General features: G+C 67.3%; 26 protein-coding genes. 10 read left to right on the plus strand and 16 right to left on the minus strand.

The window, feature by feature from the left end; genetic code table 11:
- Positions 1-58: 58 nt before the first annotated feature.
- The 6 genes from ACWPM1_RS04610 to crcB are packed head-to-tail and all read right to left on the minus strand — an operon-like array spanning position 59 to position 3,739.
- Positions 59-754 (minus strand): ATP12 family chaperone protein, encoded by a 696-nt coding sequence (locus ACWPM1_RS04610; protein ID WP_455693663.1) that lies wholly within the window; start codon positions 752-754, stop codon positions 59-61.
- On the minus strand, positions 751-990 hold the full coding sequence (locus tag ACWPM1_RS04615; RefSeq protein WP_455693664.1) for a hypothetical protein: 240 nt from the start codon (positions 988-990) through the stop codon (positions 751-753). The genes ACWPM1_RS04610 and ACWPM1_RS04615 overlap by 4 nt, the downstream gene beginning before the upstream one ends.
- Positions 983-1,633 carry an HAD-IA family hydrolase gene (locus ACWPM1_RS04620; protein WP_455693665.1) on the minus strand — a complete coding sequence of 217 codons (651 nt, stop codon included), beginning with the start codon at positions 1,631-1,633 and terminating at the stop codon, positions 983-985. Before ACWPM1_RS04620 ends, ACWPM1_RS04615 begins: the two co-directional genes overlap by 8 nt.
- Complete coding sequence (locus ACWPM1_RS04625; RefSeq protein WP_455693666.1) at positions 1,630-2,229, minus strand: FMN-binding negative transcriptional regulator; 600 nt, start codon at positions 2,227-2,229, stop codon at positions 1,630-1,632. The genes ACWPM1_RS04620 and ACWPM1_RS04625 overlap by 4 nt, the downstream gene beginning before the upstream one ends.
- Positions 2,229-3,338 (minus strand): RluA family pseudouridine synthase, encoded by a 1,110-nt coding sequence (locus ACWPM1_RS04630; protein WP_455693667.1) that lies wholly within the window; start codon positions 3,336-3,338, stop codon positions 2,229-2,231. Before ACWPM1_RS04630 ends, ACWPM1_RS04625 begins: the two co-directional genes overlap by 1 nt.
- A complete protein-coding gene (gene crcB, locus ACWPM1_RS04635) occupies positions 3,335-3,739 on the minus strand; it encodes a fluoride efflux transporter CrcB (protein ID WP_455693668.1) in 405 nt (134 codons plus the stop codon). The genes ACWPM1_RS04630 and crcB overlap by 4 nt, the downstream gene beginning before the upstream one ends.
- Positions 3,740-3,937: 198 nt before the next feature.
- Here crcB and rpsU point away from each other — a divergent pair, with 198 nt between their 5' ends.
- The 10 genes from rpsU to ACWPM1_RS04685 all read left to right on the plus strand — a co-directional run bounded on the left by rpsU (position 3,938) and on the right by ACWPM1_RS04685 (position 12,730).
- Positions 3,938-4,144 (plus strand): 30S ribosomal protein S21, encoded by a 207-nt coding sequence (rpsU, locus tag ACWPM1_RS04640; RefSeq protein ID WP_455693669.1) that lies wholly within the window; start codon positions 3,938-3,940, stop codon positions 4,142-4,144.
- Positions 4,145-4,223: 79 nt separating this feature from the next.
- The gene (locus ACWPM1_RS04645; RefSeq protein WP_455693670.1) at positions 4,224-4,823 is read left to right on the plus strand and encodes an FKBP-type peptidyl-prolyl cis-trans isomerase; all 600 of its coding nucleotides are present in this window, start codon (positions 4,224-4,226) and stop codon (positions 4,821-4,823) included.
- Positions 4,824-4,906: 83 nt separating this feature from the next.
- Entirely contained in the window at positions 4,907-6,601 is a 1,695-nt protein-coding gene (locus ACWPM1_RS04650) for a DUF4153 domain-containing protein (RefSeq protein WP_455693671.1), read from the plus strand.
- Between the two features lie 10 nt (positions 6,602-6,611).
- A complete protein-coding gene (gatC, locus tag ACWPM1_RS04655) occupies positions 6,612-6,914 on the plus strand; it encodes an Asp-tRNA(Asn)/Glu-tRNA(Gln) amidotransferase subunit GatC (protein ID WP_455693672.1) in 303 nt (100 codons plus the stop codon).
- Positions 6,914-8,398, plus strand: a complete 1,485-nt coding sequence (gene gatA, locus ACWPM1_RS04660) for an Asp-tRNA(Asn)/Glu-tRNA(Gln) amidotransferase subunit GatA (RefSeq protein ID WP_455693673.1) — start codon at positions 6,914-6,916, stop codon at positions 8,396-8,398. The genes gatC and gatA overlap by 1 nt, the downstream gene beginning before the upstream one ends.
- Positions 8,395-8,535: a hypothetical protein gene (locus ACWPM1_RS04665; RefSeq protein WP_455693674.1), complete on the plus strand. Its 141-nt coding sequence runs from the start codon at positions 8,395-8,397 to the stop codon at positions 8,533-8,535. Before gatA ends, ACWPM1_RS04665 begins: the two co-directional genes overlap by 4 nt.
- Positions 8,528-10,027, plus strand: coding sequence for an Asp-tRNA(Asn)/Glu-tRNA(Gln) amidotransferase subunit GatB (gene gatB, locus ACWPM1_RS04670; protein ID WP_455693675.1), 1,500 nt, complete (start codon positions 8,528-8,530; stop codon positions 10,025-10,027). The genes ACWPM1_RS04665 and gatB overlap by 8 nt, the downstream gene beginning before the upstream one ends.
- A 74-nt stretch (positions 10,028-10,101) precedes the next feature.
- Positions 10,102-10,956, plus strand: coding sequence for a hypothetical protein (locus tag ACWPM1_RS04675; RefSeq protein ID WP_455693676.1), 855 nt, complete (start codon positions 10,102-10,104; stop codon positions 10,954-10,956).
- Entirely contained in the window at positions 10,953-12,131 is a 1,179-nt protein-coding gene (locus tag ACWPM1_RS04680) for a M48 family metalloprotease (protein ID WP_455693677.1), read from the plus strand. Before ACWPM1_RS04675 ends, ACWPM1_RS04680 begins: the two co-directional genes overlap by 4 nt.
- Positions 12,128-12,730, plus strand: a complete 603-nt coding sequence (locus ACWPM1_RS04685) for a hypothetical protein (protein ID WP_455693678.1) — start codon at positions 12,128-12,130, stop codon at positions 12,728-12,730. The genes ACWPM1_RS04680 and ACWPM1_RS04685 overlap by 4 nt, the downstream gene beginning before the upstream one ends.
- Before the next feature lie 25 nt (positions 12,731-12,755).
- Here the strand turns inward: ACWPM1_RS04685 and ACWPM1_RS04690 are convergent, their stop codons facing one another.
- The 10 genes from ACWPM1_RS04690 to hisG form a co-directional block, all read right to left on the minus strand.
- The gene (locus ACWPM1_RS04690) at positions 12,756-13,637 is read right to left on the minus strand and encodes a diguanylate cyclase domain-containing protein (RefSeq protein ID WP_455693679.1); all 882 of its coding nucleotides are present in this window, start codon (positions 13,635-13,637) and stop codon (positions 12,756-12,758) included.
- A 263-nt stretch (positions 13,638-13,900) separates the two neighbouring features.
- Positions 13,901-14,542 (minus strand): helix-turn-helix domain-containing protein, encoded by a 642-nt coding sequence (locus tag ACWPM1_RS04695; protein ID WP_455693680.1) that lies wholly within the window; start codon positions 14,540-14,542, stop codon positions 13,901-13,903.
- A gap of 74 nt (positions 14,543-14,616) precedes the next feature.
- Positions 14,617-15,522, minus strand: a complete 906-nt coding sequence (locus ACWPM1_RS04700; RefSeq protein ID WP_455693681.1) for an acyl-CoA thioesterase — start codon at positions 15,520-15,522, stop codon at positions 14,617-14,619.
- Positions 15,523-15,543: 21 nt separating this feature from the next.
- Positions 15,544-16,413: a transcriptional regulator gene (locus ACWPM1_RS04705; protein ID WP_455693682.1), complete on the minus strand. Its 870-nt coding sequence runs from the start codon at positions 16,411-16,413 to the stop codon at positions 15,544-15,546.
- A 2-nt stretch (positions 16,414-16,415) separates the two neighbouring features.
- Positions 16,416-17,540, minus strand: a complete 1,125-nt coding sequence (locus ACWPM1_RS04710) for a GNAT family N-acetyltransferase (RefSeq protein ID WP_455693683.1) — start codon at positions 17,538-17,540, stop codon at positions 16,416-16,418.
- 115 nt (positions 17,541-17,655) lie between these two features.
- Complete coding sequence (locus ACWPM1_RS04715; RefSeq protein ID WP_455695122.1) at positions 17,656-19,743, minus strand: sodium-translocating pyrophosphatase; 2,088 nt, start codon at positions 19,741-19,743, stop codon at positions 17,656-17,658.
- 181 nt (positions 19,744-19,924) lie between these two features.
- On the minus strand, positions 19,925-20,803 hold the full coding sequence (gene thiL / locus ACWPM1_RS04720; protein WP_455695123.1) for a thiamine-phosphate kinase: 879 nt from the start codon (positions 20,801-20,803) through the stop codon (positions 19,925-19,927).
- Positions 20,800-21,252 (minus strand): transcription antitermination factor NusB, encoded by a 453-nt coding sequence (gene nusB / locus ACWPM1_RS04725; protein WP_455693684.1) that lies wholly within the window; start codon positions 21,250-21,252, stop codon positions 20,800-20,802. The genes thiL and nusB overlap by 4 nt, the downstream gene beginning before the upstream one ends.
- The gene (hisD, locus tag ACWPM1_RS04730; RefSeq protein ID WP_455693685.1) at positions 21,249-22,538 is read right to left on the minus strand and encodes a histidinol dehydrogenase; all 1,290 of its coding nucleotides are present in this window, start codon (positions 22,536-22,538) and stop codon (positions 21,249-21,251) included. Before hisD ends, nusB begins: the two co-directional genes overlap by 4 nt.
- Positions 22,535-23,176: an ATP phosphoribosyltransferase gene (hisG, locus tag ACWPM1_RS04735; protein WP_455693686.1), complete on the minus strand. Its 642-nt coding sequence runs from the start codon at positions 23,174-23,176 to the stop codon at positions 22,535-22,537. The genes hisD and hisG overlap by 4 nt, the downstream gene beginning before the upstream one ends.
- Positions 23,177-23,205 lie beyond the last annotated feature (29 nt).

Here is a 23,205-nt window from a genome sequence, read left to right on the forward strand (position 1 = left end):
TGGCAACGCGCAAGCTATTGAGAGACAAGGTTTCTGCGTGGTTACCGGGCTTGTCCGGCTAACCGGTAGCAGCGCGCGCGAACTCCGTGGCGCGCAGGAAATCGGCCTTGCGCCGTTCCCTGCGCTGTTCCGCTTCCCAGTCCGAGCCCCACAGTTCCATCTGCCAGGTCTCTTCGAGTTCGGCGGCCGCCCATAACTCATCGATGTCGGCCTCAGCGTCCAGTGCCGAGAGCGCGACGACAAGTGAAGCGCTTAGCGAGGCCATGGCCTCCAGCGGGGCAAGGACGAAGGCATCCATCGCTTCGAGCCGCAAGCGGATGGCTGCTAGCGTCGCAGGGGGCTGGGGCTTGTGGAGCACGCCGCTGACCCGTTCGAGCCGCACGCCTTCACGCTTCTCGAACGCGCTCACGATCGGCTCCCACGCGCTCCACTGGCGCTTGTGCAGCGGTTCGTCGGGATGGGCGCGATAGCAGAGAGTGTCGGTTTCGGCGAAGCGCAGCAGCTTGCCGATCGCGCCGGCGCGGTCGGCGGCGATCATGTCGATGGCATAGTCGGCCATGTCGCGCATCGGGAAGGCGGCTGGGTCGATCGTTTCGCCTTGCGACGACCACTCGCCCGCCAGCAGCTCGGCGAGCGCTCGGGTCGGCACTATTTGCTCTGCGCGGTTCTGGGTCTTGATCGCACGCCCGTCGAGCAGCACCCGCCAGCCGCCGTCAACCTGCTCGAGCGAAACTTCCTTCCAGAAGCGCCTCATTCGGGCGGGGTCCGCCATCGGCGCGCCAACACGCGCGGCATCACGAACACGTCGATCAGGCCGACGGCAAGGAACACCCATCCGACCACGTCGGGCCAGTCGACTTTCCCGTTGAGGATGAGCAGCCCGATAACGATGAGCGCGACGCCTGTAATGCGGGTAGCGCCGATGATGAAGAACCGCGCCCGCGCCGCGTCGGGAGCGGACGGGACGTGTTCGGGCGGTCGGCTAGCCATCGATGAGACCTCTCAGTTCGGCAACGTCGGCCGCTACCGCATGCGCTCCGGCGACGAGCAATTCCTGTGCGCCGTGATAGCCCCAGGCTACCCCGATGGCCCGCACTCCGGCCGCGCGCGCCATTGCCATGTCGAAACTGGTGTCGCCAATCATCACTGCTTGGTCTGGAGTGGCGCCAGTTTCCAGCATCGCCGCCTCGAGCATCGCCGGATGCGGCTTGGAGGGATGATCGTCCGCAGTCTGCAGCGAGCCAAAGCGATCGGCGATGCCATGCCCGGCGAGGCATGCGGAGAGCCCACGACTGGACTTGCCGGTCGCCACCGCGAGCGTCCAGCCGCTCGCCTGCAAGCCTTCGAGAAGGTCCGCGATGCCGTCGAACAGCGGCTCCTCGAGCCGACCCTCTTCGCGCGTGGCGCGAAAGGCGGTCTTGTAGGCCGCGACCGCCGCGGCCTGGCGTGGAGGGTCCGCCGCCGGCGCCAGGTGACGTACCGCCTGGGGCAGGCTCAGGCCCACGATGCGCCGTATCGCGTTGCGCTCGGGCCGGGGTAGCCCGGCCTCGGCGAAGGCGGCCTCCATGGCATCGCAAACAGCCGCCTGACCATCGACTAGAGTGCCGTCGCAATCGAACACCGCCAGCTTCATGCCTCGATAGTGCGCATCAGTTGCGCGAGCGCGGGCGATCCCGCTTCCTCGAGCCCGGCGGCGATCGAGGCGCGTTCGTGTGCCGACTTTTTCTGTGACAGCTTCAGTGTCGGCCGCCACGCCAGGACTTCGAGTTCGAAGCCGACGATCGCTGCGATCAGCTTGTCCCACAATTCGCGAGGGGTCTCGCTCGCCGCCCACTGATCGCCGCCGAGCCGCGCTTCGTGCTTTTCGATCAGGGTGTAAAGCAGCGGGTCGAGCCCATCGCGGTCCATCTTGCGCACTCGGCCTTCGAGTTCGAGGGAAACGTAGTCCCACGTCGGTACCGTTGCCCGGTCGGCGTACCATCGCGGGCTGATATAGGCATCGGGGCCGTTGACGGTGACAAGCGCGGTCGCCCCGTCGAGCCAACGGGTGATGCCGTTGCCCCGTGCGAGATGGAACTGCACCCCGCCGTCGCCCGTGGAAAGCAGCGGCGTATGCGCCACGCGAGGGCCATCGGGGGTGGTGAGAAACACCATACCGAAGCCGATCTCGTCGATCAGCGCCTCCAGCAGCGCGCGGTCGTCGCTGCGAAAGAGTGGGTTGGGATGCATCAGCGCTTGCCCCGGCCGGAGGGCTTCCCCGCGGGCTTGGCGGTCGCCCGGCCGCGGCGGGTGGGGCGGTCCTTGCGCGCCTGCTTGGCGTGCTGGCGCGCCGCCTGCTTCTTCTGTTCTTTCGAGGGCGGGGGCGGACCCTGCGTGGGCGATGCATCGCTGAGATTTTCGTCGAAGCCCAGTTGCACCATGCTGGCCGCGAAGTGCTCCGGCAGGGGCGCGGTCACGTCGAGCTTCTGCCCATCCGGGTGGTCGATTATCAGGCGGCGCGCGTGAAGATGCATTTTACGGCTTATGCTGCCGGTGAGGAACGCGTCGTGCCCGCCGTACTTGCCATCGCCGACGATAGGGTGGCCGATAGCGGCCATGTGTGCCCGGAGCTGGTGGGTCCGCCCCGTCAGGGGCTCCAGCTCGACCCAGGCGGCGGCATTGCCGGCGCGCTCGACCATGCGGTAGCGCGTCTTCGCGGGCTGCCCGTTCTCCTCGTCGACGTGCATTTTCTCGCCGCCGGTGCCCGGCTGCTTGGCGAGCGGCGCCTCGATCATCCCGTGCGCCACGTCGGGGACTCCGGCGACGAGGGCCCAGTAGACCTTCTTTGCGCTACGGCCGGAAAAACGCTTGGAGAAGAATGCCGCGCTGCCCGGCGTGCGGGCGATGAGAAGCACGCCCGAGGTATCCTTGTCGAGCCGGTGCACGAGCCGCGGACGCGGGTCCTGGCCGAACGCATCGAGCAGTCCGTCAACATGGCTATGCGTTTTGGTTCCGCCCTGCGTGGCCAGCCCAGGCGGCTTGTTGAGCACGATCGCGGCGTCGGTCTTGGTGAGGACCATTGCTTCGGCTTCCGCGATCTGATCGTCGCTGAGCTCGGCGCGCGGCTTGGCTGTCTTGGTCTTGGGAAGGTCGCCTCCGGGTGGAACCCGCAGCACCTGGCCCGCCGCGAGCCGATCTTCGGGCTTGGCGCGCTTGCCGTCGACCCGAATCTGGCCGGTGCGGGCCCAGCGGCTGACCGTGGCGAAGCCCACTTGCGGCAGATGGCGCTTAAACCAGCGATCGAGCCGAATGTCGTCGTCGTCGGGCGCGACCGTGAACTGGCGGACCTCGTCGCTCATGCCAGTCGCATCGCGATCAGGCCGATGTAGAGGCCGGTGAGGGCCGCTAGCACCGAGACCGCGGCATAGGCGAACGCGGTCCCCGGCTGACCCCGCTCGATAAGCAGCATCAACTCGAGGCTGAAGGCGGAGAAGGTGGTGAACCCGCCGAGCAGACCCACACCGAGGAACAAGCGCCAGTGTTCGCCGACAGCGCCGGATTTGGCCAGCCATCCGGCCAGAAGGCCCATCGCCAGGCTGCCGGAGACATTGACCGCCAACGTCGCCCAGGGGAACGCGCTCACGACCACCGGACCCAGCCATCCGGTCATCGCCCGCCCTACCTGGTGGCGCAGCACGGCGCCAATGCCGCCGCCGGCGAAGACGATCAGGCTGGCGGACATTGCGGAAGGGGTGCTCATCGAAGCGCGCCTTAGCGGCGGCGGTGTTACATGCAAAGCACGGCCTCGCGCTTGCAGAATCATGCCAACGGGGTTAAGGGCGCCCGGCTTGCGGGACATCCGGCATGGATGACTCGCCGTTTTTTCGTTATGTATCAAGGGTGCATCCCCGCCGAGGACGCGGGCTTTGTGCTTCTTGCAATGAGGTGTGAAGGCTACATGCAAATCATCGTTCGCGATAACAACGTCGACCAGGCTCTGCGCGCGCTCAAGAAGAAGCTGCAGCGCGAAGGCGTCTATCGCGAAATGAAGCTGCGCCGTCACTACGAGAAGCCGAGCGAAGTGCGCGCCCGCGAGAAGGCCGCCGCGGTGCGCCGCGCGCGGAAGATGGAACGCAAGCGGGCGGAGCGCGACGGCTCTAAGTAAGCCGCGCTTGCGCCTCGGCAGGCACTAAGGCATCGGGGCGCGGAGCAATCCGCGCCCTTTCCTTTTCACAGGAACCAGCATGACCGAGATCACCCGCGTTCCCCTTCAGCCGATCGCCAAGGGATCGCTCGCCAAGCTGTGGATCGGTCTCGCCGCCGGGGTGCTCGCCGCTGGCGGTCTTGCCTGGGCGAGCATGCCGGCAGGCGTCGAGGTCGAGACGCTGACCGCTGGGACAGGACCGAGCCCCAAGGCTTCCGACGTCGTGTTCGTGAAGTATGTCGGCAAGTTGGAGGACGGCACCGAGTTCGACCGCTCGAAGGACCTCCCGTTTCCCACCAACGGCCTGATCCCCGATGGAATGCCGATGCAGGTATCCGGCGTCGTCCCTGGTTTTGCCGAAGGGCTTCAGCAGATGCAGAAGGGCGGCAAGTACCGCCTCAACATCCCCGCCGACAAGGCATACGGCGCCACGCCCCCGCAGGGCGCGCCGATTCCGCCCAATGCCGATCTCGTGTTTGACGTCGAGCTGATCGACTTCATGACCGAGCAGGAAGCCCAGCAGCGCTTCCAGATGCTGCAACAGATGATGCAACAGCAGCAGGGCCAGCCGGGTCAACCTGGGCAGAACCCCGGCGCGCCGCAGCCCGGCCCACAGGCTGGGCCCGACGCGCGGCAGTAGGCTTTTCACCGATTGCTCACCGGCCGCTCATGCATTGCCTGGGCGAATAGACTAGTGCAACTCCTTGAAATCGAGGAGCACGCATGACCGAGCAAACGATCGATCAACACGAGTGGCCGATGCGCCCGTGGGTGCTTGCCGCGCTGCTCGGTGTTGCAGGGCTGCTCGTCCACTTCGCCAGCGGCGGCGATGGACCGGACACCAGGGACGGCTGGCGCGCGGCGCTGACTGCGCTGTTCTTCTTCGGGCCGGTCGCATTGGCGTTCACTCTCGATCGCGGCGCGTGGAAGGAGCCGCTGGCATTTGGGGCGATCGTGGGCCTGGTCATGGCGGGGCTCGCATGGCGCGCCGTGTCGGGCGCGGAAAGCTATGCCTCTCCCGAGTACGGTTTCATTGCCGGGTTGGTCGCCACCGCGATCGCTTTGCCCCTTTTCCAGTCGGGCTTCCACCGGACCCGCTTTGCAACGCCGTACCCGCTGATCCACGGCCACGCCTGGAGCGACGCCATCGGCGCGGCTGGAGCGCTCGCCTTCACCGGCGCCTCGTGGCTTCTGCTGCTCGTGCTCAGCGAGCTGTTTCGCCTGCTCAAGATAGATTTCCTGCGCGACCTCATGGGCGAGGGATGGTTCGGCTGGGCATGGTCGGGTGTGGCTTTCGGAGCGGCTCTCGGCGTGCTTCGCAACGAATCGAAGATTCTCGGCACGCTTCAGCGGGTGGTCATGGTCGTCATGTCCATCCTCGCAGTACCGCTTGCGGCCGGCCTTGCTGTGTTCCTAATCGCGATGATCGTGTCCGGTCCGCAAGTCCTGTGGGAAGCGACCCGCAGTGCGACACCGGTGCTGCTGCTCTGTGCAGGCGGAGCCTGGCTACTTGCCAACGCGATCGTGCGCGACAGCGACGAGGAAACTAGCGGCAACCGCCTGCTCCGTATTGCCGCTCTTGCTCTGACGGTCGCGGTCCTGCCGCTTACGGTATTCGCGGCGGTTTCGCTCGGTACGCGTATCGCGCAGCACGGCCTCAGTCCCGAGCGGGTATGGGGGTTGATCGCAATCGCTGTCGCCTGTGCCTACGGCGTTGCGTGGTTGGTGGCGGTGGCACGCGGCTGGCGCGGGCAAGCCTGGCGCGAGAACATGCGCCGGGCCAATCTCCACCTTGCGGTAACAATCAGCCTGATCGCTCTCTTGCTGGCGCTGCCGATCTTCGACTTCGGCGCGATTAGCGCGCGAAATCAGCTCGCCAGGCTCGACCGCGGCGCCGTGAGCGCGGACGAGTTCGACTATTCGGCTTTGCGGTGGGATTTCGGCGGCGCGGGTCGCCGTGCGCTCGCCCGACTGGAGAAGAGCGGCAACGCGACCGTCGCCAAGCTGGCGAAGGAAGCGGGCGAGGAAACGGCCAGGGTCTGGCGTGGTTATCCGGTGCCCGATGACGTGGATCTCCGCGTGCAGCCCGAGGATCCCGCCCTGCAACGTATGGTCAAAGCGTATCTCCGGGCCAATCCCTGGCCTTGTACGGACCGATGCGTCGCGCTCGAACTCGCGCGCTATCCGGACGGGCGGCGGCGTGTGGCGTTGATCCAGAGCAACAGCTACATCGACGTGACTCTTCCGACCGACAAGTCCTACGCCGAGGTCGCTCCCGCTCCGCGCAACGTGGTCCTGCTGCCGGACAGCAAGATCGAGGTCCGCACGCTCCCCAGGCGGTACATCACCGTGGATGGCGTGCCGGTCGGGCAGCCGCTCGACGATAGCCGGGTTGAAGGCGCGCCGCCCCCCCGCTAGGGCGCGCGCCATGTCCGTTTCCCGAAAGACCGTGGCCAAGGTCGGCAGCCTCGCGCGCATCAAGCTCGATGACGCGGCGCTCGACCACATGGTGCCCGAACTGAACAATATCCTCGCCTGGGTCGAGCAGCTGGCCGAGGTCGACACCAGCGGCGTGGAACCGATGACCGCGGTAATCCCCAACACGCTGCGCCTGCGCGACGATGTGGTCGATGCCGATCCGCTCACCGGCGGCGGCATCCGCGACAAGGTCCTGGCGAACGCGCCCGCGGCTGAGCACGGCTTCTTCGGCGTGCCCAAGGTGATCGAGTAATGGCCGACCTTACCGATCTGGGCGTCCAGGCGATCCGAGACGGGGTGGCCGGGGGCGAGTTCTCCGCGCGCGAGGTGGCCGAGGCGTTCAACGCCAACGTCGCCGCCGCGCAGAGCGCCCTCAATGCATTCATCGTCGCCACGCCTGAAAAGGCGCTCGAAGCCGCTGATGCGGTCGATGCTGCGCGGGCTAAAGGGGAAGCGCTCGGGAAAATGGCCGGCGTGCCGATCGGCATGAAGGACCTTTTCGCCACCCAAGGCGTGCAGACCACGGCCGCAAGCCACATCCTCGAAGGTTTCGTGCCGGAGTACGAGAGCACGGTTTCCGCCAACTTGTGGCGTGCGGGCGCGGGGATGCTGGGCAAGCTCAACCTCGACCAGTTCGCGATGGGTTCGTCGAACGAGACGAGCTATTTCGGCAACGTCATCTCCCCCTGGCGCAAGGCGGGCAGCAACGCCGGCCTCGCGCCCGGCGGCTCATCGGGCGGCAGTTCTACGGCGGTGGCCGCGCGGCTGTGCCCGGCGGCGACCGGGACCGATACAGGCGGCTCGATCCGCCAGCCGGCCGCGTTCACCGGCATTTCGGGCATCAAGCCGACCTATGGCCGCTGCAGCCGCTGGGGCGTGGTCGCCTTCGCCAGCAGCCTCGACCAGGCCGGGCCGATGGCGCGCGACGTCACCGACTGCGCGATCATGCTCGAGGCGATGGCCGGGTTCGATCCGAAAGACGCCACCAGCCTCGATATGCCGGTTCCTGAGTGGGAAGCGGGCCTGAACCCCGACATGCGCGGCAAACGCGTTGGCGTCCCGCGCGAATACCGGATGGACGGCACCGACCCCGAAATCCTCGCCAGCTGGGACCGCGGGATCGAGTGGCTCAAGGATGCCGGGGCCGAGGTGGTCGAGGTCAGCCTGCCACACACCAAGTACGCGCTCCCCGCGTACTACATCGTCGCCCCCGCCGAGGCCTCGAGCAACCTCGCCCGTTACGACGGGGTCCGCTACGGCTTGCGCGACTTGCCGCCGGGTGCGAACCTGCAGGACATGTACGCCGCCACCCGCGCCGCCGGGTTCGGTGACGAGGTCAAGCGCCGCATCCTCATCGGCACTTACGTTCTCTCGGCGGGCTTCTACGACGCCTACTACAACCAGGCGCAGAAGGTCCGCACGCTGATCGCGCGGGACTTCGACGAAGCCTTCACGCAGTCCGACGTGATCCTTGCGCCCACGACGCCAACCGCCAGCTTCCCGCTCGGTGACAAGGTCGACGATCCGCTGGCGATGTACCTCAACGACGTATTCGCCGTCCCCGCCAGCCTCGCCGGCCTTCCCGCGATGAGCGTCCCCTGCGGCCTCAACGGCGACGGCCTGCCGCTCGGCCTGCAGCTCATCGGCCGCGCTTTCGACGAGCAGGGCGTGCTCAACGCAGGGCTGGCCATCGAGCAGCGGGCGATGTTCAACGCCAGGCCGGAGAAATGGTGGTGAACATCGGGGCGATGGAGACGGTAGCGGGGATCGCTGTGGTAATCGTTCTGTCCATCATCCCGGCGATTGTCGCACGTCGGGTGAAGCACGGCGAGGCGCGCTTCGATAAGGATGGAAAGCTGATTGACGATGAGTAGCTACCGCATCCAAGGCGCCACCGGCGAATGGGAGGTCGTGATCGGCCTCGAGGTTCATGCGCAGGTGACCTCGAACGCCAAGCTGTTCTCGGGAGCCTCAACGACGTTCGGGGCCGAGCCCAACGCACAGGTCTCCCTCGTCGACGCTGCGATGCCGGGGATGCTGCCGGTGCCCAACCGCGAGTGCATCCGCCAGGCGGTGCGCACCGGGATGGCGATCGAGGCGCAGATCAATCGCTGGAGCCGGTTCGACCGCAAGAACTACTTCTACGCCGACCTGCCGCAGGGCTACCAGATCAGCCAGCTCTACCACCCGCTGGTGGGCGAGGGCGCGCTGTCGATCGAGGCGGACGAGAAGGCGGGCATCCCCACCGACAAGACCATCGGCATCGAGCGCATTCACGTCGAGCAGGACGCCGGCAAGCTGATGCACGACCAGCATCCGTCGATGTCCTACGTCGATCTCAACCGCAGCGGCGTGGCGCTGATGGAGATCGTCAGCAAGCCGGACATGCGCTCGCCCGCCGAGGCGGGGGCCTACGTGCGCAAGCTGCGCGCGATCCTGCGCTATGTCGGTAGCTGCGACGGCAACATGGAAGAAGGCTCGATGCGTGCCGACGTCAACGTCAGCGTACGCAAGCCGGGTGACGAATTCGGCACGCGTACCGAGACCAAGAACGTCAACTCGGTGCGCTTCGTCATGCAGACGATCGAGCACGAGGCGCGCCGCCAGGTCGATGTGCTGGAGGATGGTGGTTCGATCGTGCAGGAAACCCGTCTGTTCGATCCCGGTACCGGCACCACCCGCGCGATGCGCAGTAAGGAAGACGCGCACGATTACCGTTACTTCCCCGATCCGGACCTCCTGCCGCTGGAACTCGACGATGCGTTTCTGAGCGAGTGTCGCGAGAGCCTGCCCGAACTGCCCGACCCTAAGCGCCGGCGCTACGTCGAGGAACTAGGTTTGAGCGCCTACAATGCGGGCCAGCTGACTGCCGACGTCGAGGGCTTTCGCCGCTTCGAAGAGCTGCTCGAGGCCACCGCCACGGCGCTCGGCAAGCCGGGCAAGGAAATCGCCACGCAGGTCGCCAACTGGACGCTGTCGGTCGCTCCCGGGGTGCTCAACGCGCTCGGCGCCGAGGCGGACGAGGCGCACGCCACCGCCGATGCGCAAGCGGCGATCCTCAAGATGCAGGCCGCAGGCGAGATCAGCGGCGGCCAAGCCAAGGAAATCTACGAGATCGTCCTCAAGACCGGCCGCGACCCGGCCGAAATCGCCGACACCGAAGGCCTCAAGCAGCAGTCCGACACCGGCGCGATCGAAGCGGTGATCGACGAGGTGCTCGCCGCCAATGCCGACAAGGTCGAAGAATACCGCGGCGGCAAGGACAAGCTGTTCGGCTTCTTCGTCGGCCAGACGATGAAGGCGATGGCTGGCAAGGGTAATCCGGGGGTGGTCAACCAGCTGCTCAAGGCCAAGCTCGACGGATGAACGGGTTTTTCATGGCGCATTAAGCGCTTGCGATGCAATTTGGCGCCTTCCGTGACTGGGGGGTCGCACACCCGATGAAACCGATTCGACTGGCTCTGGCTTTGTCCGTGACCGCGGCGATCGTGCCGATCGCGCCGGCCCATGCCCAGTTTGGTGGAGGAGAATCCACCGCGGTGCAGGAAGGCTTTCGACTGCCCGCGGGCGAGGTGAAGATTCTCGTCTTCCGCCCCAACGTCGCCGTCGGCGAGCAAACCACCGGGGGGATGAATGAGCCAAGCGTCGAGTGGACCGAAGCGGCCAAGACCCATTTAATCGCCGCGCTTACCCGCCAGCAGGCCGCGCGCGGCACTAGCCTGGTGATGGTTCCCGAGCTCGAAGGGCCGCAAAACCAGCTCGTCTCGGACTATACCGCGCTGTTCCGCACGGTCGCGGAGGCGGCTTTCAACCACAAGATGTTCCCGGGCAACCGTCTGCCGACCAAGAAGAAGGAATTCGACTGGACGCTGGGTGACGAGGCCGCGCAGCTCAGGGCGCTGGGCGGCGACTACGGGTTGTTTTTCTACACTTACGACTCCTACGGCTCGACCGGCCGCAAGGTGGCGCAGATCCTCGGCGCGGTGATGGGCTTCGGCCTGATGCCGTCGGGCGTTCACGTCGGCTACGCGGGGCTCGTCGATCTCACCACCGGGGACCTCGTCTGGCTCAATGCCGACCTGGCCATGGGGGGCGACGTACGGACCCCCGACGGCGCCGACAAACGCGTCGCGCAGTTGCTCGAGGAGTTTCCCGCGAAGGCCACCGGTCCGGTGCTCGCCGCTCCGGAACCCGTCCCTGTCCCTGATCCGAAGGGAGCGGCCACGATCGAGTTGCCCGGCACCGGGACGGTCGAAGACAAGCAGGATGGGCCGAAGCCGGAGCCGAAACCGTGAAGGCGCGCCAACTCGTCGCCGCGCTGATGGCCGGTACGCTGGCCGCGCAACCACTCGCGGCCGCGGATACGGCTCCGAGCACCACGGGCTATCAGCCGAGCGACGAGCTCGAACGCGGGCTGTGGTACCAGATGGACGAAGCCGAACGCGAGCTGAAGACGAGCAAGTTCCTCGTCACCGACCCCGCGCTCAACCAATACGTGCGCGAGGTGCTGTGCCGGGCCGTGAGCGAGGAGCGGTGCCGCTCGGTGCGGCTCTACATCGTGCGCACGCCCTATTTCAACGCGAGCATGGCGCCTAACGGGCTGACCATCGTCAACACGGGCCTGCTCCTGCGCATGCGCAACGAAGCGCAGCTGGCCGCCGTGCTGGGACACGAGTTCACGCACTTCGAGAACCGTCATTCGCTGCGGCTGTTCAAGGATATCCGCAAGAAGACCGATGCGCTGAGCTGGCTGAGTTTCATCCCGATTCCGTACCTCGGGATGGCGAGCCAGATCGCACTCATCGGTAGCGTCTATTCCTTCAGCCGCGACATGGAGCGCGAGGCGGACGCCGGCTCGATCGACGAAATGGTGCGGGGCGGTTACGATCCGCGCGCGGCATCGGCGGTATGGTCGCAACTGGGCGCGGAGCTCGACGCGACGGCGGCGGCGCGCCATCACAAGAGCCAGAAGGACAAGACCGGCGGCATGTTCGCGACTCACCCGCGCTCGACGGAGCGGATGGGCACGCTAGCCAAGCTCGCCGAGGCCAAGGCAGGTGCCGACCCGGGGGAAACCCGTGCCGACGAATACAGGTCGGCGATCGGCCCATGGTGGGCCCGCCTGATCGACGATCAGATCTCGCTAGGCGATTTCGGCGGGACCGAATATCTGCTGGCGACGCTGGCGGGAACCGAGCCCTCCGGCTGGACCGGCGACCTGCTTTATGCCCGCGCCGAGCTCTACCGGGCGCGGGGCAAGGGTGATGACTTCGCCAAGGCGGCTGAATTCTACCGACAGGCGATCGCCAAGGGCGACGCCCCTGCGGAAAGCGGCCGCGGGCTGGGGCTTGCGCTGCTGCGAAGCGGCGACAAGGCGGGGGGGCAGGCGGCCCTGCGCGATTACCTGGTGCAGAACCCGGAAGCCTACGACTACGCGATGCTCAAGGCGATGGCGGGAGAAGGCGCATGAAGCGGATCCTCATGGCGCTCGCGCTCGCCAGCGCAGCAGTGTCCAGCCCCGCCGCCGCGCAGTGGCGGCTCGTCGAGTCGGGCACGCCGCGCGAGGTGGTGGGCGGCGCCCTCGTGGTGACGCCGCCCGATGATTGGAACCGCGCCACCGAGCGGCCCACCCGGCGCACCGAGATCTGGACCAAGGACGGGACGACGCTCGGCGAACTCGATTTCTGGCTCGGCGTGAGGGCGGGCGAGCCGCTGTTCAAGGAAAAGAGCAAGAAGAAGGCACCGCTCCCGAAGTTCGACCCGAAGATGCTGCCGACAGATTTGGTCGAATTCTTCGAGGATACCGCCCGCACGGTGCTGGGTGGATCGCTTTTCGAGGTGAACTACGTCCGTCCCGCCACGCTCGCCGGGCATCCGGGGGTGGAATTCGAGCATACCTTCACCGGGGCCGACGAAGTCGCCCGTAAGGGGCTGGTGCGCGGCGCGATCATCGGGGACCGCCTATACCTGATCAACTGGGACGCCCCCAAGTTGCACTACTTCGACGCGCATCTGGGGGAAGTCCGCGCGATCATGGATAGCGCGAAGCTCGGCAAAGCGGGGCGATAGCCCGGGCGGCCACGACGCCGCGATGCTAGTGCGCGCGAGCCCGCGGGAGAGCCCGCTCGACCCGGTTGCGGCCCCGCGATTTCGCCGCGAGGAGCGCCAGTTCCGCTTCCCGCAGCGTCGCATCGGCGGAGCCCGCGAACCGTGCGACCCCGGCACTGGCGGTGAGACGGGCCCGGCTCGCCCCTTCGTTGAGCTCCGTCATGGCCGCTATCACCCGCGCGCAGGCCGAGTGCGCCGTCGCTGCATCGACATCGGGCAGAAGCACGCCGAACGTGCCCCCACCCATCCGGCTGACGATGTCGTCGTCCCGCAGGAGGCTGCGGAGCAGGCGCGCGAATGCCACCAGCACCCGGTCGCCGCCGCTGTGGCCGTGATTGAGGTTGATGGTGCGGAAGTGATCGAGGTCGAACAGGCCCACATGCCCGGCAGTCCCGCTCTCCACCAAGTGCGAGAGCATGCGGTTGAAAGCCTCCCGATTCGAAAGGTGAGTGAGCGGATCGGTCATCGACGCGACGAACAGCCGATCCTCGAGCGCGCGGCGGTCGTCGATCGAGCGGAAGATGCCCAAAGCCCCGTCGTGATCGGGTAGCGCGCCGAGCTTCATCTCGAGCCAGCGATGGCCGCCGTCCTGCGCCAGTGCCAGCACTTCGAGCCAGCCGCTGCGCGCGTCACCGCCGACCGCCGCGGCATGCTCCGCCAGCACGATCTCCGAGTACGAGGGGTGCAGCAGTTCGAGCAAATGCCTGCCGACCGGGTCGCCCGCCAAGGCGAGACCGAGACCGGCGGTCGCCGGCGTGGCATGGACGATACGCCCCATGCGATCCGTCTTGAGCACAAGGTCGGTCGGGCTTTCCGCGACCAGCCGATAGAGCGCCGAGCATTCGCCCGGCGAAATATTGCCCCACATATTCAAATCGCCCCTGTTCGGCGCCCACACCAACCGATTCGCTGGTATGGAACTAACGAAGACCCCCAGTTGCGTGAGCCGAAACTAACGCAAAACGATCGAAAAGAGTATTGCCCCTCTGTCCGGTCAACAGTACACGTTAGAAGTCGTGTTAGCTTCGGCTAACGATTTGAGTTATCGACAGAAAAACGCGATTTGTTAACTACGTTTTCTTTTATCAGTTGGGGAAAACTTGCAAGGGGATTTTGACAATTGGGCCGTTGTCAGAGCTCGATCATGATCCGCACGCGCGACGGTTCGACGCCGTAGGCCTCGGCGATCTGGCGCCGGCCCCGCTCGACTGCCTGGGGGGAGCCCGCGGGTGCCGGCTCCAGGCCGCCCGGAGTGACCCCAAGTGCTTCGGCAAGGCCGGTGAGCCGCCGCTCGACCGGGCGCGACTTGCCATGCTCCCAGGCCCATACCGTGGGTTTGCTGACGCCGAGGCGGTCGGCGATGTCGGCCAGCGAGAGTCCGCGCTCGATGCGCAGGCGACGCAGCCGGGTGCCGAAGTCTTCGGCTGAGATCGCATCCTCAACCTCGCTGGGGCGGACCGCGCTTTGGAGTTGCGCGGCGCTCAGCGCACCCGAGGAAAGCGGTTCATCGAACCGGCATCCGTGCATCGGTACGTCGGACCAGACGACAATGGCGCTCCGTTCGCCCGCCAGTGGCAGGTCGACCGAAATCCGCTCGCCTTCGGCTAGGGGAGTCTCCGTTTCCAAAAGCAGGCCAGTGGCAGACAGGTTGTGCACGGTGACGTGGCCTTCGCCGCCGGTGCTGAAACGCCCGCTGACGCCAAGCTGCAGCGTGCGCCGCGCGGCTTGGCGCTCGTCCGCCGGACGTTCTTCGAAACGGGCCTGGATACTCAACCGCCGACTCCTTGCGCTGTGCCAACCGCACAGTCGCCGGACGGGGTTAAAGGCGAGTTAGCTCGCGACCGATTTCACCGCTGGCGCGGCTCGTTTCGCCGGATCATGCCTTCCTGCGCGACGCTGGCCACGAGCCGTCCGTCCTGGAATATCTGTCCCCGGTTGAAGCCCCGGCTGCCGCCGGACCACGGGCTGTCGCAGGTGTAGAGCAGCCATTCATCGGCGCGGAACGGTGCATGGAACCAGATCGCGTGGTCAAGGCTGGCGCTTTTCACCTCGCCGCGCATCCAGCTGAGGCCGTGAGGCATGATGCTGGTACCGAGCAGTTGCATGTCGCTGAGGTAGGCCAGCACCGCGCGGTGTATGCGTGGGTCGTCGGGCAGTGCACTGCGCGCGCGGAACCACGAGTTCTGCACCGGCTCCTGCGGGCCTTCGCTCAGCCAGTGGCGACTGGTGGTGGCCTTGATCTCGATCGGGCGCGGCTCGGTGAAGATGTGCCGCACGCGCTCGGGCATCTTGTCAGCGACGCGCAGGCGGAGGACTTCATCGCTTTCGAGATCATCCGGGCCAGGGACTTGCGGCGGCACCGCACGCTCGTGCTCGAGGCCGGGCTGGTGCTTCTGGAAGCTGGCCGCGAGATTGAGGATCGGCTGCATCGAGCCGTCCGGTCCCGGCTGGGCGGCGACGACGCGGCGGTTGGAAAAGCTGCCGCCGTCGAGTTGGCGGTCGACGGTGAGGTCGATCGGATGATCCTCGCTCCCGCCGCGCAGGAAGTACGCATGGAGCGAGTGCGCGGCGCGGTCCTCGTCGACGGTACGTTCCGCGGCGATAAGCGCCTGGGCGATCACCTGTCCGCCGAACACGCGGCCGACGCCACCCTTTTTGCGGGGCCCCTCGAAACGATCGTCGCCCAACGGGGTGGGATCGAGCAGGGTCAGGAGATCGGCGACTAGTTGTTCGTCGGTAGGCTTGTCGGTCATCGGCGCGGCATTGAGCCGCCTTTACGCGCCCGTCAACCGGCGCGAGATGCGCCAGGCGTAGGCTTTGCCCCGGTTGGTCGCGGGCCAGCGGCCGGGCGCGCGCGGGGTGAGGCCTGCCTTGCGCATCAGCCCGTTCCAGCAACGCGCGTCGGCTTCGGCGAACGACCAGTCGCTGCGCCAGGTGATCGACAGCGAGATCGAGCTTTGCGGCCCGTTCTTGACGTGATGCGGTGCCATCACCGGCACCATCAGCGCCTCGCCCGGGCCGAGCGCAAATGCGGTACCGCCTTCGGCGAGCTCGTCACGCCAGGTCAGCTCGCGCGGGCCGCCTGTGTGGTAGCCTTCGTGCAAGGTATCGGGCGCATATCGGTCCACGCCCGCGGGGAACTGGGTCATCACCTTGTTGCCGACGAGCTGGAGCAGGATGTTGTGCTCCGGATCGAAGTGGTACGGCGTCACCGCGTTCGGGCTTGAGATGAACACGAATCCCTGCGGCCGCAGCATGGCCCCGGTGCGCGCCTCGATGGTGGGCCTGAGCTCTTCCAGCAGCGACAACAGCAGCGCCTGGTATTCGGGCACCGCTTCGATGTTCTTGAGCACGGCCCAGCTATTGCTGGTGGCGATGTGGCGGATGGTGTCTTCGATCGAGATGCCGGTGGCGCCGGGCTTGCCATCGACCCCGATGGGGAGATCGCCGCGGTTGTACTCGATCGAGTGCTCGGGGAGCTGGGCAGCAAGGCCGGCGAGTGCGTCGAGCGTCAGCAGCGGGTGATCGCCGAGGCGTTGCGGAATGACTGCGGGCTTTTCCGGATATGCGGCGGCGAAGGCGATCCGCGCCTGCGGGCCGAATACCGCGTTGTCGAGGGCGGTGAAACCGGTGCGGGCGTCCATCTCTACAATCCTTCCAGCGGGCGGCGGGTTTCGGCGCGGAACAGCGCGGAGGCGGCCGCGCGGCGCAGAGGACCGCCGATGGCAATGCTGACCCGGACGATCCGCCGCTTCTCCCGCCAGATGCGTTCGATCATCGGGTGGTCGGCGGCGGCGCAGCTATCGGCCCATGCGATGTCCTCACGCGCGAGCAGGTCGAGATTTTCCCGCTGGAGCAGCACCCCGGGGGAAAACCGGGCGAAGCGCTCGTCGTAGGCAGTCTTGAAGCTGTAAGCGCCGGGTGGGGTAATGAAGTTCGCCAGCATCGCGATCGGCGCGCCGTCGAGGATGATGGCGAGCCGCTCGAGGCGGCCGTTGGCAGCCGCGCCCGCCAAGGCGTCATGGAAGAACGCCGTCTTGGCGGCGTCGGAGGCCAGCGCGGAGCCCTCCTTGCCTTTCCATCCCGCCGCTTCGAGTTCGAGAAACTGGTCCGCCCACGCGCGCAAACCGGTGGCGCCATGCCGCCGTTCGAACCGCACCTCGCCCTCTTCGGACAGGCGGGCAAACTGCCGGCGCAGCTCCTTGCGCTTCTTGGCACTGAGCGACGCGTTGAAGTATTCCTCCGGCGAAAGATCGGAAGCGAGCAACGCCCGCTCGGTGCGTTGCACGGCCGCGGCGGCGCGGCCCTCGGCGGCGCAGACGTCGCGCAGCGCGGTGTAGAGCGGACCGTCACCGGGTAGCTGTTCCAGATGCAGGAACAACGCAGCGCCCGCGTGACGGTCGCTCCACGAGAGGAGTTCGCGCCAGAACGCGTGCTCGTGCCCGCTCGCGACGAGCGGGGCGCCGCAGAAGGCGTTGGCGTGGCCCCAGTTGCCGAGGTGAGGGAAGGGGTACTGCTCGTAGCGCCATGAGCGCTCGAGCGGAATCACTCCGGCAAGCTCTCCCTCGACCGTAAGGGCGGCAAGGCTGACCTGGGGACCAAATGCATTGAGGCCCGCTTCGAGGCACCAGCGCTCGGCGAACGGGTTGGGCTCGGTCGCCCGCCTCGCCAGCGCATCCCAACCGGCAGGGTCGGCGAACTCACGCCACGGCACCACCGACAGCGTCGCGTCGCCGGCGAGCGAATGGTCAAAGGCGAGCGGCTGTTCCAACTCCTCCGCGCGTAGCGCAACGCGCTGGAAGAAGGCTTAACGCGGGCAGCAAAAACCCCGCCCCGTCCGGAAACGGGGCGGGGTCTGCTGATCCCGTTAACGGTGAAGCGTAGGCTTAGCCCGCGCCCCCCGCCGCCAACGCCGCGAGCAGCAGCAGCGCGACGATGTTGGTGATCTTGATCATCGGGTTCACGGCCGGGCCGGCGGTGTCCTTGTAGGGATCGCCGACCGTGTCGCCGGTCACCGCGGCCTTGTGGGCTTCGGAGCCCTTGCCGCCGTGGTGGCCGTCCTCGATGTACTTCTTGGCGTTGTCCCACGCACCGCCGCCGGCGGTCATCGAGATCGCCACGAACAGCCCGCCGACGATCACGCCGAGGAGCAGCGCGCCGAGCGCAGCGAAGCCGTTGGCCTGCCCCGCGATCGCGGCGATCACGAAGTAGACCACGATCGGCGCGGCGACCGGCAGCAGCGAGGGGACGATCATCTCCCGGATCGCCGCCTTGGTCACGAGGTCGACCGTGCGCGCGTAGTTCGGCTTGGACTCGAACGTCATGATGCCCGGGTCCTTGGCGAACTGGTCGCGCACGTCCTTGACCACCTCGCCCGCCGCGCGGCCGACGGCGGTCATGCCCATCGACCCGAACAGGTAGGGCAGCAGCGCGCCGAGCAGCAGCCCGACGATCACGTACGGGTTCTCGAGGCTGAAATCGACCGTCAGGTTCGGGAAGAACTCGCGCAAGTCGGTGGTGTAGGCGGCGAACAGCACCAGCGCGGCAAGGCCGGCCGATCCGATCGCGTAGCCCTTGGTCACCGCCTTGGTCGTGTTGCCCACCGCGTCGAGCAGGTCGGTCTTCTCGCGCACGCTGTCGTCGAGGCCCGCCATCTCGGCGATGCCGCCGGCGTTGTCGGTGACAGGACCGTAAGCGTCGAGCGCGACGACCATGCCGGCGAGCGCCAGCATCGCGGTCGCCGCGTAGGCGATGCCCATCAGCCCGGCGAGCTGGTAGGCGATGATGATCCCCGCCACGATCACCAGCGTCGGCAGCGCAGTGGCTTCCATGCTGATGGCGAGGCCCTGGATCACGTTGGTGCCGTGGCCCGTTTCCGAAGCCTTGGCGATCGAGCGCACCGGGCGGTAGTTGGTGCCGGTGTAGTACTCGGTGATCCAGATGATCAGCCCGGTGATGACCAGGCCGAGGATCGCGCACAGGAACAAGTCCCACCCGGTGAACGCGCCGGTGAGGCTCTCGGTCACAGTGCCGTCAGCATTGGCGGTGAAGGCCTGGGTGCCACCGATGGTGGCGCCAAGGTCGTCGCCGAGCGCGAGGGTCATGGCGAACCAGATCGCCGGAACCGCGAGCACAGCCGAGACAAGGAAGCCCTTGTACATCGCGCCCATCACGTTCTTGCCCCCGCCGAGACGGACGAAGTAGGTGCCGATGATCGAAGTGACGATGCACACGCCGCCGATCAGCAGCGGTAGGCTCATCATCGGCATCAGCAGGTCGCCGAGGCCCTTCATGAGCAGCGCGGTAAGCACCATCGTGGCGCCCACGGTGACGACGTAGGTCTCGAACAAGTCGGCGGCCATGCCGGCGCAGTCGCCGACGTTGTCGCCCACGTTGTCGGCGATCACCGCCGGGTTGCGTGGATCGTCTTCCGGAATGCCTGCCTCGACTTTGCCGACGAGGTCGGCGCCGACGTCGGCCGCCTTGGTGAAGATCCCGCCGCCGAGACGCGCGAAGATCGAGATCAGCGAAGCGCCGAAAGCGAGCGCGACCAGCGCGTCGATCACTTCGCGGCTGTTGGGCGCCTTGTCCATCGGCCCGGTGAGGACCCAGAAGAACACGGCGATGGCGAGCAGCGCGAGGCCGGCGACCAGCATCCCGGTGATCGCGCCGGCGCGGAAGGCGAGGGTCAGCCCCTCCTGCAGCCCGACCGAAGCGGCCTGCGCGGTCCGCACGTTCGAGCGCACCGAGATGTTCATCCCGATGAAGCCCGCCACGCCCGAGAGGATCGCGCCCAGCACGAAGCCGGCGGCGCTGATCTCGCCGAGGAAGGCGAAGACGATGACGGCGACGACCACGCCGACGATGGCGATGGTGGTGTACTGCCGGCGCAGATAGGCCTGCGCCCCTTCCTGGATCGCCGCGGCGATCTCCTGCATCTTTGCACTGCCGGGCGACGAGCGCAGCACCTGCATGCTGGTGAGCCAGCCGTAAACCACGGCGAGCGCGCCCAAAGCTATCGAAATAAGAACCAAGTCCACGGGTAAGTCCCCTCCTGCTTAACCTGGAAAAGCCGCATCTCCCGCGCGGCATGGAGCGGCGAGCTATAGGGCCGCGACTCGGGCGCGCAAGCCTGAAACCGCCCGTTTTCCGCCGTCAGGCGCCGTGCGAGTAGCCAAGCCGGTCGCCCGGTGCGGGCGGTTCGCCGTCGACCAGCAGCGGTTGCTCGCCGCGCTCGAGGACGATGCCGATCCGTTGGGCAGTCACCCGAGGCCGGCAGCCCGCCGGAGCCGTGAACAGCAGGGCGTAATCATCGCCCCACCGCAGGGCTTCGGCGCGCCGATCTTCCGGTGCGGCAACGGGCACCGCGCGGGTGTCGATATCGAGCGTGACCCCGCTCGCGGCGGCGATCCGCGAGGCATCGAGCAGCACCCCGTCCGACACGTCCATCATCGCGCTGACGTGCGGCGCCAGCGCTCGGCCTTCGGCCAGCAACGGGCAGGGGCGGCGATAGGCCATGCTGTCGCCGCCGCCGCCGTCGCGCACGGCCTCGAACCCGAGCATTGCCGCGCCCACCTGGCCGGCCAGCCAAACGCCATCTCCTGCCTGCGCGCCGGCTCGCGAGGGCACAGGTAGGTGCGTCGCCCGCCCTATAGCGGTCAGGCCCAGCGTCCGCGCTCCGCAACCGGCCACGGTATCGCCGCCCAGCAGCGGTACATCGTATGCGCGCAGCGCTTCCTGGAGCCCGGCAATGAACCGCTCGTCGCCTTCGCCAAGCGTGTGGCCGAGCAGGACGCCGGCCGGCTCCGCCCCCTTCGCCGCGAGATCCGACAGGTTCACCGCCACCAGCTTCCACGCCACGTCGGCCATGTCCTGGCCCGGCAGCCAGTGGACCCCCTCGACCATCGTGTCGTGCGTCAGGACGAGCGTCTCGCTGCCGAAGGCGAGAACCGCGCAGTCGTCTGCCAGACCGCGAGCGGCGGGATGGGTCGCCAGGCGGCGCAGGGCTTCGATGAAGGCGGCCTCGCCGCTCAGCGCACGCTCTTGGCGACGGCGTCCAGCACGCCGTTGACGAACCTGGCCTCGCGGTCGTCGAAGAAGGCCTTCGCTACATCGACCCATTCGCTGATCGCCGCGGCAACCGGCACGTCGGGGCGGGCGAGCAGTTCGTAGGCGCCGGCGCGGAGGATTTGCAGCATCGTCTTGTCGAGCCGGGCGAGAGTCCAGCCTTCGGCGAGGCGTGCGGTGAGCAGGTCGTCGATCTCGTCACGCCGCGCGAGGGCGCCCTTGACCAGGTCGTCGAAGAAATCAACTTCGGCATCGGCGAACTCGGTATCGCCCTCGTCGTCGGTCATGCCGAGGCGGTGGCGGTGGAACTCGTCGAGCAGGCGCGCTTCGCCTGTGCCTTCCATGTGCTGTTGGTAGAGCGCCTGGACGGCGGCGAGGCGGGCGGCCGAACGGGCCTGGCTGCGGGGATTGCTCATTTAAGTCTCATCTCGATCGACAGCGCGTGCGCCGGAAGCCCCTCGGCGTGCGCCAGGGCGGCGGCGGCGGGCCCGATGGCGCCGAGCGCATCGGCGCCGAGCTCGATGAAGCTAGTCCGCTTCATGAAGTCGAGCACCGACAATCCGCTGGAGAACCGCGCGCGGCGTCCGGTGGGCAGGACATGGTTGGGGCCGGCGACGTAATCGCCCACCGCTTCGGGTGCGAGACGGCCGATGAACACGCTGCCGGCGTGGCGAATGCCGTCGAGGAACGGTTCGGGGTCCGCGACCGCGAGTTCGACGTGCTCGGCGGCCAGCGCGTTGGCGAGGGGGATGGCCTGCTCGAGCCGCTCGACCACGATGATCACGCCGTGGTCGTCCCAGCTCTGGCGCGCGACCTTGCGAGTCGAGAGCATGGCGCACTGAACGTCCAGGCGGTCCTCGACCTGTTCGGCGAACATCGCGTCGTCGGTGATCAGGATCGACTGCGCGTCGGGATCGTGCTCGGCCTGGCTCAGGAGGTCGGCGGCAATCCAGTCGGGATCGTTGGCATTGTCGGCGATGACGAGAATCTCGCTCGGGCCGGCCACCATGTCGATGCCTACCACGCCGAATAGCTGGCGCTTGGCTTCGGCGACCCAGGCATTGCCCGGGCCGGTGACGACGTCGACCCGGTGGATGCGCTTGGTGCCGTAGGCGAGCGCCGCGATCGCCTGCGCCCCGCCGATGCGCCAGACTTCGTCGACCCCGGCGATGTGCGCGGCGGCCAGCACCAGCGGGTTGGTCTTGCCGCCCGGCGTGGGGGTAACCACAGCGAGTCGCTCGACCCCGGCTACCTTGGCCGGAATGGCGTTCATCAGCAGCGAGGAGGGATACGCAGCCCGCCCGCCCGGCACGTAGAGCCCGGCGGAATCGACCGGGCGCCAGCGCGCCCCGAGGCGAACCCCCGCGGCGTCGGTCTCGTCGCGGTCGGTAGGAAGCTGCCTTTCGTGGAAAGCCCGGATGCGGTCCGCCGCGAGGTTCAGGGCATCGCGAATGTTGGGATCCAGCGCGTCGAATGCCGCCCGGCAATCGGCCAGCTCGATGCGCCAGTCGCCTTCTTCGGTCAGCTGGTGGTCGTCGAACCGCTGGGTGTATTCGCTGAGCGCGGCGTCGCCGTTGTTTCTGACCCGCTCGATAATGTCGGCGACATCGGAGGCGACGTCGTCGTCACTCTCCCTGCGATTGTCCACCAGGCGCTGGAACGCCTTTTGAAACGCTGCATCGCTGGCGATCAAGCGCTTCATTGCACGTTTCCACGGAAGCGCTCGACCAGCGCGGCGACGCGCGGATCGGTCTTGAGCGCGGCGCGATTGACGATCAGCCGGGCGGTAATCTCCATGATCGTCGCCGTCTCCACGAGGCCGTTGTCCTTCAGCGTCTGCCCGCTCGAAACGAGGTCGACGATGCGCCCCGCCAGCCCGAGCGCGGGCGCGATCTCCATCGCCCCGTTGAGCTTCACGCACTCGGCCTGCACCCCTCGCGCCTCGAAATGGCGGCGGGTGAGATTGGGATACTTGGTCGCCACCCGCACGTGGCTGGCGCCGTCGATCGAAGCCGCGCCCGCGGCCGGTTCCGCGACGGAAAGGCGGCAGTGGCCGATGCCGAGATCGACCGGCGCGTAGAGATCGGAGTAGTCGAATTCCTCGATCACGTCGGCGCCGACAATCCCGGCCTGGGCGGCACCGTGGGCGACGAAGGTCGCGACGTCGAACGCCCGCACCCGGATAATTCGCGCCTCGCTTCCTTCGCAATCGAACGCCAAACGCCGGTCGCCCTTGTCGTGGAAAGCGGCTTCGGGCACCACACCCGCGCGCGCCATCAGCGGCAGCGCCTCGTCGAGGATGCGCCCCTTGGGCACGGCGAAGGTGAGCGGCTGGCGCATGGCGGCGCGCTTAGGGCGCACTATGCGAA

This window comes from Tsuneonella sp. HG249 (genome assembly GCF_053819205.1).